The 16,294-nt window shown below is 58.6% G+C and carries 17 protein-coding genes and 1 pseudogene; 13 read left to right on the top strand and 5 right to left on the bottom strand.

Features of this window, described 5'->3' with window-relative positions; translation table 11 throughout:
• The first annotated feature begins 16 nt into the window (after positions 1-16).
• From uvrB to ASC96_RS34480, 7 genes and pseudogenes are all read left to right on the top strand, one after another.
• Complete coding sequence (gene uvrB, locus ASC96_RS27650; RefSeq protein WP_060506274.1) at positions 17-3,205, top strand: excinuclease ABC subunit UvrB; 3,189 nt, start codon at positions 17-19, stop codon at positions 3,203-3,205.
• A gap of 786 nt (positions 3,206-3,991) precedes the next feature.
• The gene (locus ASC96_RS27645; protein WP_060506326.1) at positions 3,992-4,456 is read left to right on the top strand and encodes a DUF3828 domain-containing protein; all 465 of its coding nucleotides are present in this window, start codon (positions 3,992-3,994) and stop codon (positions 4,454-4,456) included.
• A gap of 160 nt (positions 4,457-4,616) precedes the next feature.
• A complete protein-coding gene (locus tag ASC96_RS27640) occupies positions 4,617-5,618 on the top strand; it encodes a P-loop NTPase fold protein (RefSeq protein ID WP_156397732.1) in 1,002 nt (333 codons plus the stop codon).
• 29 nt (positions 5,619-5,647) lie between these two features.
• Positions 5,648-6,411 (top strand): IS5 family transposase gene (locus tag ASC96_RS32295; RefSeq protein WP_100248102.1). Its coding sequence is split into 2 segments (ribosomal slippage): positions 5,648-5,975 and positions 5,975-6,411, totalling 765 coding nucleotides; the frame shifts between segments, so codons are not numbered across the junction.
• Positions 6,412-6,435: 24 nt separating this feature from the next.
• Positions 6,436-7,005: a hypothetical protein gene (locus ASC96_RS27630; RefSeq protein WP_156397731.1), complete on the top strand. Its 570-nt coding sequence runs from the start codon at positions 6,436-6,438 to the stop codon at positions 7,003-7,005.
• 906 nt (positions 7,006-7,911) lie between these two features.
• Positions 7,912-8,301 (top strand): hypothetical protein, encoded by a 390-nt coding sequence (locus ASC96_RS27625; protein ID WP_060506270.1) that lies wholly within the window; start codon positions 7,912-7,914, stop codon positions 8,299-8,301.
• Positions 8,302-8,552: 251 nt separating this feature from the next.
• Positions 8,553-9,170, top strand: a pseudogene (locus tag ASC96_RS34480) (hypothetical protein); the annotation flags it as partial.
• Positions 9,171-9,220: 50 nt separating this feature from the next.
• Here the strand turns inward: ASC96_RS34480 and ASC96_RS27615 are convergent.
• Positions 9,221-10,308 (bottom strand): IS3 family transposase gene (locus ASC96_RS27615; protein WP_156397733.1). Its coding sequence is split into 2 segments (ribosomal slippage): positions 9,221-10,053 and positions 10,053-10,308, totalling 1,089 coding nucleotides; the frame shifts between segments, so codons are not numbered across the junction.
• 40 nt (positions 10,309-10,348) lie between these two features.
• Here ASC96_RS27615 and ASC96_RS32290 point away from each other — a divergent pair.
• The gene (locus ASC96_RS32290; RefSeq protein ID WP_244482349.1) at positions 10,349-10,744 is read left to right on the top strand and encodes a M10 family metallopeptidase C-terminal domain-containing protein; all 396 of its coding nucleotides are present in this window, start codon (positions 10,349-10,351) and stop codon (positions 10,742-10,744) included.
• 29 nt (positions 10,745-10,773) lie between these two features.
• On the opposite strand, the gene ASC96_RS27600 is transcribed toward ASC96_RS32290, so the two are convergent.
• Positions 10,774-11,358 carry a J domain-containing protein gene (locus ASC96_RS27600; protein ID WP_060506324.1) on the bottom strand — a complete coding sequence of 195 codons (585 nt, stop codon included), beginning with the start codon at positions 11,356-11,358 and terminating at the stop codon, positions 10,774-10,776.
• 494 nt (positions 11,359-11,852) lie between these two features.
• On the opposite strand from ASC96_RS27600, the gene ASC96_RS27595 reads away from it, so the two are divergent.
• Positions 11,853-12,065, top strand: a complete 213-nt coding sequence (locus ASC96_RS27595; protein ID WP_037095903.1) for a cold-shock protein — start codon at positions 11,853-11,855, stop codon at positions 12,063-12,065.
• A gap of 213 nt (positions 12,066-12,278) precedes the next feature.
• Here the strand turns inward: ASC96_RS27595 and dusA are convergent, their stop codons facing one another.
• A complete protein-coding gene (dusA, locus tag ASC96_RS27590) occupies positions 12,279-13,385 on the bottom strand; it encodes a tRNA dihydrouridine(20/20a) synthase DusA (protein WP_112834595.1) in 1,107 nt (368 codons plus the stop codon).
• Positions 13,386-13,521: 136 nt separating this feature from the next.
• On the opposite strand from dusA, the gene ASC96_RS27585 reads away from it, so the two are divergent.
• Positions 13,522-13,707 (top strand): hypothetical protein, encoded by a 186-nt coding sequence (locus ASC96_RS27585; RefSeq protein ID WP_060506266.1) that lies wholly within the window; start codon positions 13,522-13,524, stop codon positions 13,705-13,707.
• A gap of 21 nt (positions 13,708-13,728) precedes the next feature.
• Here the strand turns inward: ASC96_RS27585 and ASC96_RS27580 are convergent, their stop codons facing one another.
• Together ASC96_RS27580 and ASC96_RS27575 are read right to left on the bottom strand one after the other, a co-directional pair.
• Positions 13,729-13,971: a DUF982 domain-containing protein gene (locus ASC96_RS27580; RefSeq protein WP_037095905.1), complete on the bottom strand. Its 243-nt coding sequence runs from the start codon at positions 13,969-13,971 to the stop codon at positions 13,729-13,731.
• Between the two features lie 252 nt (positions 13,972-14,223).
• On the bottom strand, positions 14,224-14,472 hold the full coding sequence (locus tag ASC96_RS27575; protein WP_060506265.1) for a hypothetical protein: 249 nt from the start codon (positions 14,470-14,472) through the stop codon (positions 14,224-14,226).
• A gap of 272 nt (positions 14,473-14,744) precedes the next feature.
• Here ASC96_RS27575 and ASC96_RS27570 point away from each other — a divergent pair, with 272 nt between their 5' ends.
• The 3 genes from ASC96_RS27570 (at position 14,745) to ASC96_RS27560 (ending at position 16,240) form a co-directional block, all read left to right on the top strand.
• Positions 14,745-14,948 carry a hypothetical protein gene (locus ASC96_RS27570; protein ID WP_060506264.1) on the top strand — a complete coding sequence of 68 codons (204 nt, stop codon included), beginning with the start codon at positions 14,745-14,747 and terminating at the stop codon, positions 14,946-14,948.
• A 68-nt stretch (positions 14,949-15,016) separates the two neighbouring features.
• Positions 15,017-15,700, top strand: coding sequence for a fumarylacetoacetate hydrolase family protein (locus ASC96_RS27565; protein ID WP_060506263.1), 684 nt, complete (start codon positions 15,017-15,019; stop codon positions 15,698-15,700).
• A 9-nt stretch (positions 15,701-15,709) separates the two neighbouring features.
• Positions 15,710-16,240 (top strand): gamma carbonic anhydrase family protein, encoded by a 531-nt coding sequence (locus ASC96_RS27560; RefSeq protein ID WP_060506262.1) that lies wholly within the window; start codon positions 15,710-15,712, stop codon positions 16,238-16,240.
• The last annotated feature ends 54 nt before the right edge of the window (positions 16,241-16,294 follow it).

Here is a 16,294-nt window from a genome sequence, read left to right as displayed (position 1 = left end):
TCTCCATATTCCCCGCATGTCGAAAGCACCGAAAAAAACCACAGGCTTCGAAGAAGCTCCCCAGGCCTCATTCGAAGGCGCTCCTGCCGGTTCCCTGTCGTCCAATGTCGCCGACTGGGCCGAAGAGCTGCAGCGCATGGCCGAGGCCGAGACGATCGAGACCCGCCACGACGTCGCTTCCAAGGCCGGCAAACACCGCAAGAAGGTGGAGATCGCCGCCCAGAAGGAAAGGGGCTCGGCTGCAGGCCGCAAGCCCGAAGGGGCGTCCGAGCCCGTGCGAGGCCCTCGCGGAGCGAAGGCGCAGGGCGCCGACAGCGTGAGCGCAAACAAAGTCTCCGCCAGCCGCTCCGCCCGCGGCACCTCGATGGGCGGCACGTCGGACCCGAAGACCCGTGCCGCCGCCGGTCTTAATCCCGTCTCCGGCCTCGATGTCGCGCTTGAGGATGCCGAAAAGTTCATGTCCGGCAGCGGCGTCACCGCCACGGTCGAGGCCCTCTCCGCCTTGATCGAGAGCGGCAACCCGCTGTTCAAGGACGGCAAACTGTGGACGCCGCACCGCCCCGCCCGCCCGGAAAAATCCGAGGGCGGCATCGAGATCGTCATGAAGGCCGATTTCGAGCCCGCCGGCGACCAGCCGACCGCCATCAAGGACCTCGTCGAGGGCCTGTCCAACGGCGACCGCTCCCAGGTCCTGCTCGGTGTCACCGGCTCCGGCAAGACGTTCACCATGGCCAAGGTAATCGAGACCACCCAGCGCCCCGCCGTCATCCTGGCGCCGAACAAGACGCTGGCGGCCCAGCTCTATTCCGAGTTCAAGAACTTCTTCCCCGACAATGCGGTCGAATATTTCGTCTCCTACTACGATTATTACCAGCCGGAAGCCTATGTGCCGCGCTCCGATACCTTCATCGAGAAGGAGAGTTCGATCAACGAACAGATCGACCGCATGCGCCACTCGGCAACCCGCTCGCTGATCGAGCGCGACGACGTCATCATCGTCGCCTCGGTCTCCTGCATCTACGGTATCGGCTCGGTCGAAACCTATACCGCCATGACCTTCCAGATGACGGTCGGCGACACGCTCGACCAGCGGCAGCTGCTCGCCGATCTCGTTGCCCAGCAATACAAGCGCCGCGACATGGATTTTCAACGCGGCAGTTTTCGCGTGCGCGGCGACACGATCGAGATCTTCCCCGCCCACCTTGAGGATGCCGCGTGGCGTATCAGCATGTTCGGCGACGAGATCGACAGCATCACCGAATTCGATCCGCTGACCGGCCAGAAGACCGACGACCTGAAGAGCGTCAAGATTTACGCCAATTCCCACTATGTCACCCCGCGCCCGACGCTCAACCAGGCGATCAAATCGATCAAGGAAGAGCTGAAACTGCGCCTGGCCGAGCTGGAAAAGGGCGGCCGCCTGCTCGAAGCCCAGCGGCTGGAACAGCGCACCCGCTACGACATCGAGATGCTGGAAGCCACCGGTTCCTGCGCCGGCATCGAAAACTATTCGCGCTACCTCACCGGCCGCCAGCCCGGCGAGCCGCCGCCGACTCTGTTCGAATATATCCCCGACAACGCGCTGCTGTTCATCGACGAGAGCCACGTCTCCGTCAGCCAGATCGGCGGCATGTACCGGGGCGACTTCCGCCGCAAGGCGACGCTGGCCGAATACGGTTTCCGCCTGCCATCCTGCATGGACAACCGTCCCTTGCGCTTCGAGGAATGGGACGCCATGCGCCCGGACACGATCGCCGTCTCGGCGACACCAGCGGCCTGGGAGCTGGAACAGTCCGGCGGCGTCTTTGCCGAACAGGTCATCCGCCCCACGGGCCTGATCGATCCGCCGGTCGAGGTCCGCTCGGCCAAGACCCAGGTCGACGACGTCTTGGGCGAAATCCGCGAGACCGCCCAGGCCGGTTACCGCACGCTGATCACCGTGCTGACCAAGCGCATGGCCGAGGACCTGACCGAATATCTGCACGAGCAGGGCATTCGCGTCCGCTACATGCACAGTGATATCGACACGCTGGAGCGCATCGAGATCATCCGCGACCTGCGCCTCGGCGCTTTCGACGTGCTGGTCGGCATCAACCTGCTGCGCGAAGGCCTCGACATTCCCGAATGCGGCTTCGTCGCCATCCTCGATGCCGACAAGGAAGGTTTTCTGCGCTCGGAAACCTCGCTGGTGCAGACCATCGGCCGCGCGGCGCGAAACGTCGACGGCAAGGTCATCCTCTATGCCGACCAGATCACCGGATCGATGAAGCGCGCCATGGAGGAAACCTCCCGCCGCCGCGAAAAGCAGGTGGCCTACAATGAGGCCAATGGCATCACGCCGGAATCGGTGAAAGCCCGCATTTCCGACATCCTCGATTCGGTCTACGAGAAGGATCATGTCCGCGCCGATATCGGCATCAAGGGCGTCAAGGGCAGCGTCACCGACCTGGTCGGCAACAATCTCGCCGCCCATCTCGAAGCGCTCGAAAAGCAGATGCGCAACGCCGCCGCCGACCTCGATTTCGAAACCGCCGCCCGCCTGCGCGACGAAATCAAACGCCTCAAGGCCGCCGAACTCGCCGTCATGGACGACCCGATGGCACGCCAAGAGGCGCGGGCGATGGAGGGCTCAGGCAAGAAGGGCAAGGCCGGCCGCGACACCCACCTCCCCCTTGAGGGGGGAGGTCGCAGCGAAGCTGCGGGTGGGGGTGACCCCATCAGTACCGCGAAAGATCACCCCGCCCCGGACCTACGGTCCGACCCTCCCCCTCAAGGGGAGGGTAAGGCCACCAGCCTCTTCGCCAAACCCACCCTCGACGACATGGGCCCAGGCACCGACATGACCCGCCCGGCCCGCAAACCGGCCGAGGGGCAATCCGGGTTCCGCAAACCCACCGACGACGACGTGGGTCACAACATCGCCGTCCCGGCACGTGGTGAGGCCAGCCTGTTCCGCAAGAACAGCCTCGACGAAATGACCGTCGGCCGCACCGAAAAGCCGCTCAACACCACGGGAAAACTGCCGGAAAAGCCGGTGACGGAACCCGGAAAACGCGTCTCGCCGCTGCTGGAAGGCCAGCCGGAAAAGGCCGACGACCCAAAACCCTTCATCCGCGCCAAATCCGGCGCCGGTTCCTACGAGGATGCCGGCGACCTCAAGCGCCAGAAGAAAACCAAAGGCAAGACCGGCCGCCCCGGCCAGTAATACCCTCCCCTCGAGGGGAAGGGTCGGCGCTCCGCGCCGGGGTGGGGTGACCACCAAACATTCGGGGTAATCTCCCCCCTTGTGGGGGAGATGTCGGCAAAGCCGACAGAGGGGGGTGCCGCCCCGCATATTCCGGACCCACGCCGAGACGCCCGCAAGGCCCCGCCCGCTCCCTCTTCTCCCCAGCGGGGAGAAGGTGGCCCGCAGGGCCGGATGAGGGCCCCACAGGCACCTATTCTGCCGCACCGCCCCCTCATCGCCTCGCCTCCGCCCGGCACGTCTCCCCGCTGGGGAGAAGTGGGACACGCCAGCCACATCTCCAACAATGCCGCATGGCCAGACCACAACAAACCGTGATCCCCCGCAGGGGGATGGGAAAGCCGAAGAAGTTTCCGCCCGTTCCCTCTTCTCCCCACCGGGGAGAAGGTGGCCCAACGGGCCGGATGAGGGGGCCGCACGCACCCTTTCTGCCGTGCCGCCCCTCATAGTGCGCCTCAACGCCGCAAAGCGCGCGCCCACCCCGAGACACCCGCAAGATCCCGCCCGCTCCCTCTTCTCCCCGCCGGGGAGAAGGTGGCCCGCAGGGCCGGATGAAGGGGCCAAGCGCTCAGAATGTGCCGCACCGCCCCCTCATCGCCTCGCCGTCGCTCGGCACTTCTCCCCGCTGGGGAGAAGAAGGAAACCGCCGCCTGCCGCGCACCAGCCATCCCCCCAAAAATGCCCCATGGCCAGACCACCGCCCATCGGCTACTGCTCAAACACACCACAGCCGCCAAAGGACCTGCCATGCGCCTGCCCGCCCTCCTCCTCTCCGCCGTACTCGCCCTGTCAACGCTTCCCGCCATGGCCGCACCCTACAAGACCCCGGAGGCCCTGCTTGAGGCGCTCTACAGCTACGACACCGCCAGAACCGCCGAAAACGCCCCCTCGCCCTACGCGCCGTTCTTCTCCGACCAGTTGAACGCCCGCTTCCAGGAAGATGCCGACGGCACAGCGGCCGGCGATGCCGGCACCATCGATTTCGACCCGGTGATCTCAGGCAATGACGGCCAGGCCACCGATGTCGAAATCGGCCAGCCGGCCGTCATCGACGATACCGCCGAAGTCGAAGTGACGTTCCGGAATTCCGGACCGGTGACGCTGTTCTACACGCTGGTCAAGGAACACGGCGGCTGGAAAGTCGACGACATCGCCGACCAGCAGGGGGAATATCCGTGGAGCCTGAGCGCGTTGTTTGATGGTGCGCGGTAGAGTAAAAATCCCAACCGGCTGGCCTTTTCGAATCCAATTATCGCCAGAGCCATATTAGCTATCCCACCAACGAATTCCAAAATTAGTTGAAAAAAAATAGTTGCCCACAACCAAAACGCTATTATCTTAATCGAATAGAAATGCGGAAAGATTCGTTAATATGCTTGAAACAAATAAAATTGATGACTTTGCAGCAACGTTAGAAGAAGCCACTAGATCAACACGCGAAGGTGTAAAATATTTTATTGAGCCAGCTCAGGGCACTCTATCACGCGCGAAAAGTAAACGGCACCATCTGATATTTGGTCGCAGGGGCTCAGGAAAATCGAGTCTCTTAAATAAACTTGTAAGTGAGTTCAATTTATCGAGAACTCCCGTCGCCTATATCGATTTGGAAACCTTTAAAGGACACAGCTATCCTGATGTTTTGGTGAGCATTCTAATAAAAACTCTCTCATCATATGAAAAATGGATGGAAACGGCGGCTATATTACCTGGTTCAAAACAATCTTTCTGGGAAAAACTATTTGGTAAAAAACCAACAAGAAAGGCATTGGACAAGGGTGAGGTAGCAAAAGTTTCTAATTCTATAAACAAAATCAAAGTTGAGTTAGAGCATCTCTTGTCTGAGGCAGAAACAATTGATCGCACCAGAACAGCGCGCCAATCCCTAGCAAAGGGAGGCGAAGGAACCGCTTCGCTTGATGGCCCCTCAAGTAACCTATCTGCAAAAGCCACAATTTCCAAAGAGACAGAAAAGGAAATAGTGGATACTTATGAAAACAAGAAGATAGAGATTCTTCACAGAAGAATTTTGGAATTCAAAGATTTATTTGAGAAAATATCTGCATGTGCAGATGGATCATCATATATTCTCCTTGATGATCTTTATCACATAAGAAAATCTGATCAAGCAATGGTTATTGATTACTTTCATAGAATAACCAAAGGAACAGATACATGGCTAAAAATCGGGACTATCAAGCACAGAACCAAATGGTACACAACCGGAACACAAGCAATAGGTGTAAAACTTGGTGATGATGCAGACGAAATTGACCTAGACGTCACACTTGAGAGGTATGATCTTACCAAAAAGTTCTTAATTAGGATACTACAGCGTAAACTCATAAAATTTCTTGGCATTTATCGGCCGCCGTGATTCAAGGCTTCGAAATAGGGAAGCATTTGATGACGCGTCGTCGCTACGAACTGACTGACCACGAATGGTCGATCATATCGCCGTTGTTGCCCAACAAGCCACGCGGTGTTGCCCGGGTCGATGATCGGCGGGTACTGAATGGCATCCTCTGGCGGTTTCGAACGGGCTCGCCTTGGGCGGAAGTTCCGGAACGCTATGGCCCGCCGACGACCTGTTACAACCGCTTCGTCCGCTGGCGCAAAGCCGGGGTATGGGATCGGCTTCTTGAAGCGGTGTCCAAGGCCTACGATGGCGACATCGTCATGATCGACTCGACCTGTGTCCGCGTTCACCAGCACGCGGCCACGGGAAAAAAAGGGATGGAGACGATGGTGGTATGGGACGTTCCCGCGGCGGGCTTACGAGCAAAATCCACGCGCTCGTCGATGCCGAAGGTCGCCCGGTCAATCTGCGTCTGACTGGTGGACAGATCGCCGATTGTGCCGAAGCCGACGCGCTGACGGATGAGCTTGGCGAGGGGGACATCCTGCTGGCCGACAAGGGTTATGACACGAATGCCATTCGGGCTAAGGCCGCCGAGCGAAAGGCCTGGGCCAATATCCCGCCGAAGAGTAATCGCAAGGGCTCCTTCGTGTTCTCGCGCTGGGTCTATAGGCAACGCAATCTCGTGGAACGGTTCTTCAACAGGATCAAGCAGTTCCGGGGAATCGCAACCCGATATGACAAGCGCCCGGAAAACTACCTCGCCGCCGTAAAGCTCGTCGCAACAAGAATATGGTGCCAAAGTTTATGAGTCGACACCCTAGAGTAATTTTGCGTGCAGTATGATTCCAAGGTCAGCGACATACTTTCAGATGGCGCTAGAGATCGATTAGTTTTGGCTAGTGGGGGCGTTGCAAGAGATTTTCTAAGTTTAACTCGACGCTCAATCGATGTGGCGAGACAGCGGTTGGCAGGTAATGATAGATTTCGAGGCGAGCGGATTTCTGCAGAGGATGTAAACAAGGCCGCCGGTGAACTTGATTCATTTAAACAGGAAGATTTTCAGTTTGATACATCACCTGACGAGTCGAGAGGTTTGAGGGCAGAGTTTGAGAAAATTCGGAATTTTTGCCTAGAGAAAACAAATACAAACTGCCTTTTGGTAGACAAAGAATCCTCGGAGAAGTTTGTCTTTCCAATAAAGGAACTTGTTGATCTAAAATTTTTACATCACATAAGCTCCAGAGTTACCGTACGAGATCGGAAGGGAAAGATATATGATGCTTATATGCTTGATATCAGCCAGTATTCTGGGGAAAGAAAAAGAAGAAATTTTGAAATGATAAAATTTTGGGAAAGAGAAGGAGATAGCGACCTTCGAAAAGGCAAGTTAGTTTACAGTTAAACATTCGGAGACAAAGACGCGTGAGATCATAACGTTTCGCCTCGGGAACCCTGTTGTTTGCAACGCGGAATCGACCCTCCCTCCGTCATTCCTGTGCCTGTCACAGGAATTCAGTGCGCCGTGTCCACAGCGCGCAAGACCCTTTCTAATACGCGAAACAAAAGAGCGCCTTCACGGCGCAGACGCGCCGTGGCTGGATTCCTGTGACAGGCACAGGAATGACGGAGGCGAGGACAGCGCCCCAATTTCCCGACCGGCAACGGGGATAAATTTCTGCTCGAAAGACGCGGCATCACCACCTCCCCTCGGTGAGAGAGCGCGCAAAATCAACCCCTTACCCAAATGCCACCTGCGCAATCCCGCTCCCCACCACACCCACAAAATCCCCGCCCCCAAAACCCGTGCCATACTTCTCCCGTTCCGCCGTGGATACACTGCCAGCCGTGGCAGCGAGGCGGGGCCGGCGCCGGGTTTGAGGAAAGGACGGACATCCTCCTATCCGGGGTTCGCGGAAAATGCTCTCCCTCCGGCGACACGGGGAGAGGCAAGGGTTTTTCCTTGTCTCTTGAAGCCCGAAAGAGCGCGCCGGGCGTGCCTGTGCGGCACACAGGGTGGGTGAGCGGGTGGTTTCGCCGGGTGTAACAACCCGGCGGCGGCCGGGTGGAGCGTTGCTGATAAATTGGTTCAGCCGGGGTCCATCGGGTCAGACGAACACCGTCTGTCTCACCACCGCAGAGAGACCCAAGTCGCGGGCAAAAACCGCCGAACGGGGCGCTGAGAGGTGTCACTTTTTACCATCAAACGCGGCAGCTTTCAGCGCCCCGTCCTGCCTTCAAACCACGGCGGCATTTTTTTCGCGCGTGAATGCGAGCGCGTGGCCGGCAACACAGTCAAAGGAGAAGAGACATGCCCCTTCCCGTCCACACACGGCTGATGGCCCGCACCGCCGAGATGCTGGCCATGCCGCATCTGGCCTGCCGCCGCCGCGACTGCCGCCGCAAGAACACCTGCTTCTGGCATTTCAAAAACAGCGGCGAACCCTGCTGCCTGCACAATCTGACCGCAGCACAGCGCGAGGTTTTCGATGAATTTTACCGCGAGGCCCTGATCATCCTCGAATATGGCGGCCATCAGGGCCTGACATACACCTGGGGCAATCCCGGGAAGCGGGCTTTTCTGGACGTCTGCGTCGAACTCGCCCGCACCGCCGTCCCGCCCCACGACAAACGCCGCTTCGACGCCTTCCGCCGAGACCGCGAAACAAGCGTCGCACGCACGGAGCCAGCAGCGAAATGAACAAGGACGGGAGCCACCGCGGACACTTGCCGCATGTCACAGAGCCTCACTCTCCGTCATTCTCGCCCATGTGGCGGGAATCCAGCCACGGCGCGTCTGCGCCGTGAGAAACCCCTTGCGCGCGCCCAAGGTGTCCTGCGCCCCGCCGGCGCGTCGTGAAAGGGCGCATTCAATCCCACACACAAGACGTCGTGCGCGCAGAGACCAGCGAGACCGTTTTATGGTTAGCGAAACGTTTACCGTCACCCCCTATGGTTGCTATTCAAACTTGGAGCAGGCACGTGGGTTTCGACGGCAAGACATTGCATTATCAATATTATTTCTATGGTCCCGACCGCACCATCGAAGAACAGAAAACGCGCCCCGAATGGGGCTCCGATACCTTGATCAACGGGCTGACGACAATCAAAGGACTGACATCAGGCAGCGCCGAGCTCTTCAAGATGACCGTGACCAACACCGCGATCGGCTTCGATTTCGACAAGACGGTTCTCTGGAAAACCGGTTACACCGTCGGCAAGAAGAACATCTCCGCGCAGTTCAACGGCGCCGTCTTCGAGGACCTGAACAACGCGATCGCGCCGATCATCGGCGTCACCCTCAAGACCAATATCATCGCTCTGAAAGCCAACGACATCACCTTCAGCGAGAACAGGATCGCCATCGACTTTCAAGGCATGTCGACCTTCGACGATTCCTCCCTCATTCTCAACGTGATCTTCCGGACCTCCTCCAGCGGCGCGATCACCTACCAGGCGAAAAACGACGCCGTCTTCATCCGCGGCCAGGCCGCAGCCGACAAACTGTTCGGTGGCGCCGGAAACGACATCTTCGAAGGCGGCAAGGGAAACGATATTCTCAAGGGCGGCGCAGGCGATGAGGTAATCCCCCCGTTTTTCACGGGGCTCCGCAGTAGAATTCACGCGGCCATTTTCAGTTTCTGTGCGGGCGTTATGCCGCCGATGCCCATATTGGGCCGTTCGTTGTTGTACGTCCATAGCCACTGTGTGGCGAATTCCTGTGCCTCCTCGATGCTTTCGATGATGTATTGGTCGAGCCATTCATGTCGGACGGTGCGGTTGTAGCGCTCGACATAGGCATTCTGTTGCGGCTTTCCGGGCTGGATGTGGCTCAAGGCAATTCCTTGCGTTTCGGCCCATCCCATCAATTTGCCACTGACATATTCAGGTCCATTATCCACACGAATGGCGAACGGTTTGCCGCGCCACTCGATGATCTGGTTCAGACTGCGGATGACGCGTTCAGCAGGCAGCGAAAAATCCACCTCGATGCCCAACCCCTCGCGGTTGTAGTCGTCCAAGACATTCAACAGCCGGAATTGCCTACCGTCTTCCAAACGATCCGCCATGAAATCCATGGACCAAACCAGGTTCGGTGCTTCCGGCACGGTCAGGGCATCGGGCTTGTCCCGCTTCAAACGCTTGCGTGGCTTGATCCTGAGGTTCAATTCCAGTTCGCGGTAGATGCGGTACACGCGCTTGTGGTTCCAGCGATGTCCCCGGACATTGCGCAGGTAAAGAAAGCACAGGCCGAAGCCCCACGTCTTCTTCGCCCTCGTCAGCCCGATCAGCAGATCGGCAATCTGCTCGTTCTCGTCGTTCAGCTTGGCGCTGTAACGATAACATGTCTCGCTGACATCGAAGGTACGGCAGGCCAACGCAATGCTGACCCCACGTAGCGCCACTGCTTTCCCAGCCATCTCCCGGCGTTGAGATGGCCGCATCATTTTTTTCCAAGAGCCTCCTTCAGAAGCTCGGCCTGCATGCTCATCTCGGCATACATCTTCTTCAGCCGACGGTTCTCATCCTCCAAAGCCTTCATCTGGCTGATCATCGACGCGTCCATTCCGCCGTATTTGGACCGCCATTTGTAAAAGGACGCCGTGCTCATTCCATGTTCCCGGCAAAGATCGGGTACAGGGACACCTCCCTCCGCCTGGCGAAGGATTGCAAGGATTTGTGGTTCGCTAAATCTGCTCGTCTTCATCAAAATCTCCTCGATCATAAAGCCCGAGAAAATTCTACTTTTGAAGCCCTTTAATTGGCGGGGGGATTACCATGACAGCCTCAATGGCGGCGCCGGTTTCGACGATCTCTATGGCGGCGCCGGAAAGGACGTCTTCGTCTTCAAATCGGTAAAGGACCTCGGCCTTTCGAAGGCTGCAACCGATACGATCTTCGACTTCACCCGCGGCGACAAGATCGATCTGTCGGCCATTGACGCCAGCACGAAAGCGATTGGTGACCAGTCCTTCGCCTTCATCGCCACCAAGGCCTTCTCGGGCCGGGCTGGCGAACTGCGCTACGAAAAAAACGCGTCAGACACGTATGTCTATGCCGATATCAACGGCGACAGGAAGGCCGATTTCGTCCTGCATCTCGACGACGCACTATCGCTGTCGAAGGACATGTTCATTCTCTGAATTCGGCAGGGGGAGGAGAAAACGGCGCCCTATTCCGCCGCCTTCACCTCTTCCAGAAATTCCAGCTCGTAGGAATAGCCTTCGAGCAGCGTATAGGCCTGCTCGGTCGCCTCGATCTGCGATTCGGCGCTGCGGATCGCCTCGGCGATCGATTGCGAGCGGGTGCGCAGCATCGAGCCGAGAATGTCGGCGGCCGGGCGGCGGCCGAGACGGTCGAGATGCTGGCGCACGCGGGCGCGGTGGCGCTCCAGCTCGAGAATGTGAAAGCGGCTCTTGACGATATCGTCGGAGAGTCTGCGGCGCATGGCGGCGACGGGATCGAAACTGCCGGGCTCGCGCTCGTCGAGGATGAAGTCGCTGACCAGCGTTTCCAGCTTCAAGATGCCCTGCAGGTCGCGTGGATCGGCCAGCTGCGGGTCATAGCCGGTATTGTCATAGACCTTGCGGCGCACCGGATCCTTCAACAGGTCGTAGCAGGCCTGCAGCCGCCCAAACGCTTCGGTATCGCCGCCACTGTCGGGATGAGCGGCCTTCACCACCTTGCGATAGGCAACCTTGATCGCCTGCTCGTCGGCATCGCGGGCAATTCCAAGCGTTTCATAGGGGTCGATCACGGCAACACCTCGCAGTCCAGCATTCGTCACTTCATCCCTGACCTAACCGTTCGCCCATCCCGCATCAACCCAAAAGCGGATGCGGCGTGGGCGCCCCTTAATCGGACATTGCCGGGACCAAATTGGGGCAGGATCGCGACGGTGCGCGGTTTTCCCCGGCCGGGACCGTGGCGGCGCGCAAAACCCGGCGGATGTGCCGCCCTGGTGCACCGCGCCGCCAGTACCGACAGGCGGTTGAGTGCAAAGGATTAAACGCTTGCTATTTTCTTTTTTTGCTGCAAATATTTTCCGCGTTCGGGCGTTTGCATCCCGGAGACTGGACTGGCTGTATGGTCCCGGAGAAATCCGGGCGTGCCGAAAGGCACTGTAGACGTTCTTTCCCCGTTATCGACTTCTCCGACTGGCTTTCCGGAATAAAGACAAAACCGGAAAGAAAAACGTCTCCACCCTGGCAGGGGTGAGGACACATCATTAAGGGAAAAAGGACTTCTCCCATGGCCACCAAGGGCACCGTAAAATTCTTCAACCAGGACAAGGGTTTTGGTTTCATCACGCCGGAAGGCGGCGCAAAGGACGTGTTCGTACACATCTCCGCGCTGCAGGCCGCTGGTCTCCAGACCCTGAAGGACGGCCAGCAGGTCACCTTCGACACCGAGCCGGATCGCATGGGCAAGGGCCCGAAGGCTGTCAACATCCAGGCTGACTAAGCCTCGATCTGACCGCTTGCGATGACTGAATTGAACGGCGTCCCTCGGGGCGCCGTTTTTTTTGCTGAACGATCGTCCCCGCCGCCAAAATCCGTGCCATGATGATCATGGCGGCAGGAAGCGAGAAAGCGGGCCGTCCCCGCGTCGTCGGTAAGGCTTTACGCCCGCGTGATGGCCGCCGTTTGTGATGCCCGAGGTTTACGCGGGACCTTTTTACTCAGCCGCCTGCTTTGCCTCGGCTGCAGCAAAGATCGCATCGAAGGCCGCCGCGATGACCTCCGGTCCGGCCCCTGCCCGCGTCGCATCGGCCGACAGGATCTGGCGGAATCGCCGGGCGCCCGGCCAGCCCTGGAAAAGCCCGACCATATGGCGGGTGACATGGATCAGCCGCCCGCCGGACGCGATATGCCCGGCCGCATAGCCCATCATCGCCTCGCGCACCCCGGCCCAGAACTCCAGCGACTGCCGGTGGCCATTGGCCGTAAACACCTCGCCGCCGGAACCGGCTGGGCCAGCGCCGGTCAACGGATGCGGAAAATACCCATCCACGGCCGTCAGCATGGCGCTATCGTGATAGGCAGCCCGCCCGAGCATGACCCCATCCAGAACAGCGCCTTGATTCAGCTCGTCAACTGCCTGATTCAGATTGCCAAGACCGCCGTTGATCCCGATGAAAAGATTGGGATTCTCCGCCTTGAGCCGATGAACCAGCGGATAATCCAGCGGCGGAATATCGCGGTTCTCCTTCGGCGACAGCCCCTGCAGCCACGCTTTTCGCGCATGAACCCAGACGGCGTCTGTTCCGGCCTGCACGACCCGCGAGACCAAATCGCGCAAGGCAATCTCCGGATCCTGGTCATCGACACCGATCCGGCATTTCACCGTCACAGGAATGGACACCGCCGCCTTCATCTTCGCCACGCAGTCAGCCACCACGGAGGGCTCACGCATCAGGCAGGCGCCGAATGTGCCAGACTGGACACGATCCGAAGGGCAGCCGACATTGATATTGATCTCGGCATAACCGAACTGTTCGCCAATCCGCGCAGCCTCGGCCATCTTGACGGGATCGTTACCGCCCAACTGCAGGGCAACCGGATGCTCGACTGCATCAAACCCCAGCAACCTCTCCCGGTCACCGCGCAGGATCGCCTCGGAGACGATCATCTCGGTGTAGAGCAACGCATGCCTGGAAAGCTGCCGGGCCAGAAACCTGTAATGCTTATCCGTCCAATCGATCATCGGGGCGACAGCGAACACGGGCGCTCCGAAGTAACCCGCAGCGGCGTTCGTCAATGCCGGGATCGCTACATTGTCCATCAAAAATACTTTCATCCCCGCACGTCCCGGCGGTGGTACATTGTGGTGGAGAAACAGGCGCAAGCGGAGAAGCTCTCACGGCTCAAACGGCCTAACCAATTGCGGCCTTATACAGCGGCAAGGTTTTGAAAGCGAGATGGAACTTTTGGAAGGCTGCTGGACTGTTTCTAAAAGAAAGAATGAAGCTGCGCCGCAGACAATAAGGCGGGCGCCGAAAGAAGAAATGCACACTGGAAACCTGATGTTCAGCAACAGCAGGCAGGGCACCATATCGGCAGGCACCAGCACCAAGCTCTGCGCCAACTGCGCAGTTAAGGCCTGACGAGACCCTATTTGAGATGGATCAATGCGCCTGCAACTTGGCCTCTTGCGCGGCGGCGATGAAAACCTCTCGCGCCTCTTCCGGCGACTTGCGGCCGTCGATGGCGGCACGGCAGAAGCTTCTCGCAGCAACGTAGCGCGGACCACGAAGATCGGGCCAGGTGTCCATCAGGCAGATGAGGGCATCGAACGGTCCGAAAACGATCTTCGAACCTTTATGCTCGAACCCGACTTCCACGGGATTGGACCATTTGGCATTTGGCATGAGCGTCTCCTCCGAATGTCTTGCCAGACCATAACGGCAAGATAACCCATTTGGTTCCCGTTGGGCAGAGTGCCAAACGAAAAAAGCCTGCCGCGGGAGGAGGTGCGGCAGGCTTCTGAAAATGACCCACGGCCGGGAGGAGGTGGCCGCTGATCGATCGCAGCTCTTCGGGAGGAGGTGAATCGCTGCGATGGATGGAACAATAATGCTGCGATGCACAAAAATCAATTAAAATCTGACGCAATGCAACCGTTACCAGTAACGTCTTCGTGTAGACTCGGCGCTGGAGGCGGTGCCGATCAGATAGCCTGCAACGAAAGCGGCCGCTCCGAAAACAAGAAAGGCCGCGCTGGTCGCGGACGGATGCTCCTGAGCGCTCTGCGCCACGGCCGAGGCCTCATCGCGGACATAAGCCGCCGCCTGTTTCGCCTTGGCGGTTACGCCGCCAGTCTCTTTGAGTTCGCCGGTAAAACCGGTCCGCAAGTTCTTGATGTTCGCCATCTCAGGCTCCTTTTGCTGTCGCGAACACAACACCTAGGCAGAGCGATTGTTCCAATTCGGAAATGCTTGAAACAACCAGATGCGAATACGCGTTCAAAAGGTCAAAAAAGAAGGGTGCTCCATTCCGGCACAAATTAAAGCAACTGCTAAAAAATCACTGTTGCGATTTCTTCATGTGTGGCATGCTAATAGCTGAGGTGCCTCATAAAAACCAATTTCGGAGTAGCTACTGCAGCCCAGAATCAAAAAAATAAAGAGACGGGAGAGAACACATGGTAGAGGAAAATCTATACCGCATCGTTGAAGTCAGTCTGAAGCGTGGCAGCGACCGTCGCGACGTTGGCATCATGACCGTACGTCAAGCACTCGAACTTCCGGACGTCCCCAGCCTCGAATACACGCACCCCGAATTCAATTCGCGGGCAGACAGCCAGTTTCTGACACGCGACCAGCTTCAGGCTTACGTCTGCAGCTGAGGCCGCTTTCCCCACCCGGTTATGGGGTGCTATCGTCCAGCATTCGCAATTTGGATGTCTGGATATCGATGACAACTGTAATCCCCCTTCCCGCGCCGGTGCTTTTGCCGGTGGTGAATTCCGAGCAAACCTTTCCGGTCCGCCGCGTCTATTGCGTCGGGCGCAATTATGCCGCCCATGCCATCGAGATGGGGCATGATCCGGACCGGGAACCACCCTTCTTTTTCCAGAAGAATCCGGACAACCTTGTCCATGGCAATGCGTTCCCCTACCCGCCTCTTACATCCGACGTGCATCACGAAGTCGAGCTGGTGATCGCACTGAAGCATGGTGGTGATGCCATTGAGGCTGCAGACGCGCTTGACTGCGTCTACGGCTACGCTGTCGGCATCGATTTCACCCGGCGCGACCTGCAGGCGCAGGCAAAGGCGGCCGGCAAACCCTGGGCTGCGGCAAAGGCCTTCGAACATTCGGCGCCGGTATCGCAGATTGTGCCGGCGCAAGCGATCGGGCATCCCGTCGATGGCAATATCTGGCTGAAAATCAACGGCGAGACCAAGCAACAGGGCGATCTCAATCAGATGATCTGGAAAATACCGGAGATCATCGCCGAACTGTCAAAACTGTTTACGCTCGCCGCCGGCGACATCATCATGACGGGCACCCCGTCGGGCGTCGGTCCCGTATCGCGAGGCGACACAGTATCGTGCGGCATCGATGGCGTCGCGACGCTGACCGTTGCGGTCGTTTAAGGGGGAACCATGCCGCTTTATGCTCTTGGGGCCACCCGGCCCGCTGTGCCGCCGGAAGATCGCTATTGGGTTGCGCCTGATGCGCACGTCATCGGTCAAGTCGAACTGGGCGACGATGTCGGCGTCTGGTTCGGCGCGGTGCTGCGCGGTGACAACGAACCGATCCGCATCGGCGCCCGCACCAATATCCAGGAGGGCGTGGTCATTCACGTCGATCCGGGACTGCCCGTGACTATCGGCGAAGGCTGCACAATCGGCCACCGCGCCATCGTGCATGGCTGCACCATCGGCGACAACTCGCTCATTGGCATGGGAGCAACGGTGCTGAACGGCGTCGTCATCGGGAACAACTGCCTGGTCGGCGCCAACGCACTGGTGACGGAAGGCAAGGTCTTTCCGGACAATTCGCTGATCGTCGGGGCGCCGGCGAAAGCCATCCGGCTGATGGACGATGCCGCTGTCGCCGGACTGCGGAAATCGGCTGATGGCTACGTCAAAAAATGGCAGTTGTTTGCAACCAGCCTTTCCGTCATCGAATAGGTGGCGCCGGAATTGCGCTGTGTTTGAACCGGGTTCTGTGCGGAACCCGGTTCA

It is taken from the genome of Rhizobium sp. Root1204, from assembly GCF_001424965.1.
Lineage (GTDB): Bacteria > Pseudomonadota > Alphaproteobacteria > Rhizobiales > Rhizobiaceae > Pararhizobium.
This window is presented reverse-complemented; position numbering and strand designations above follow the sequence as displayed.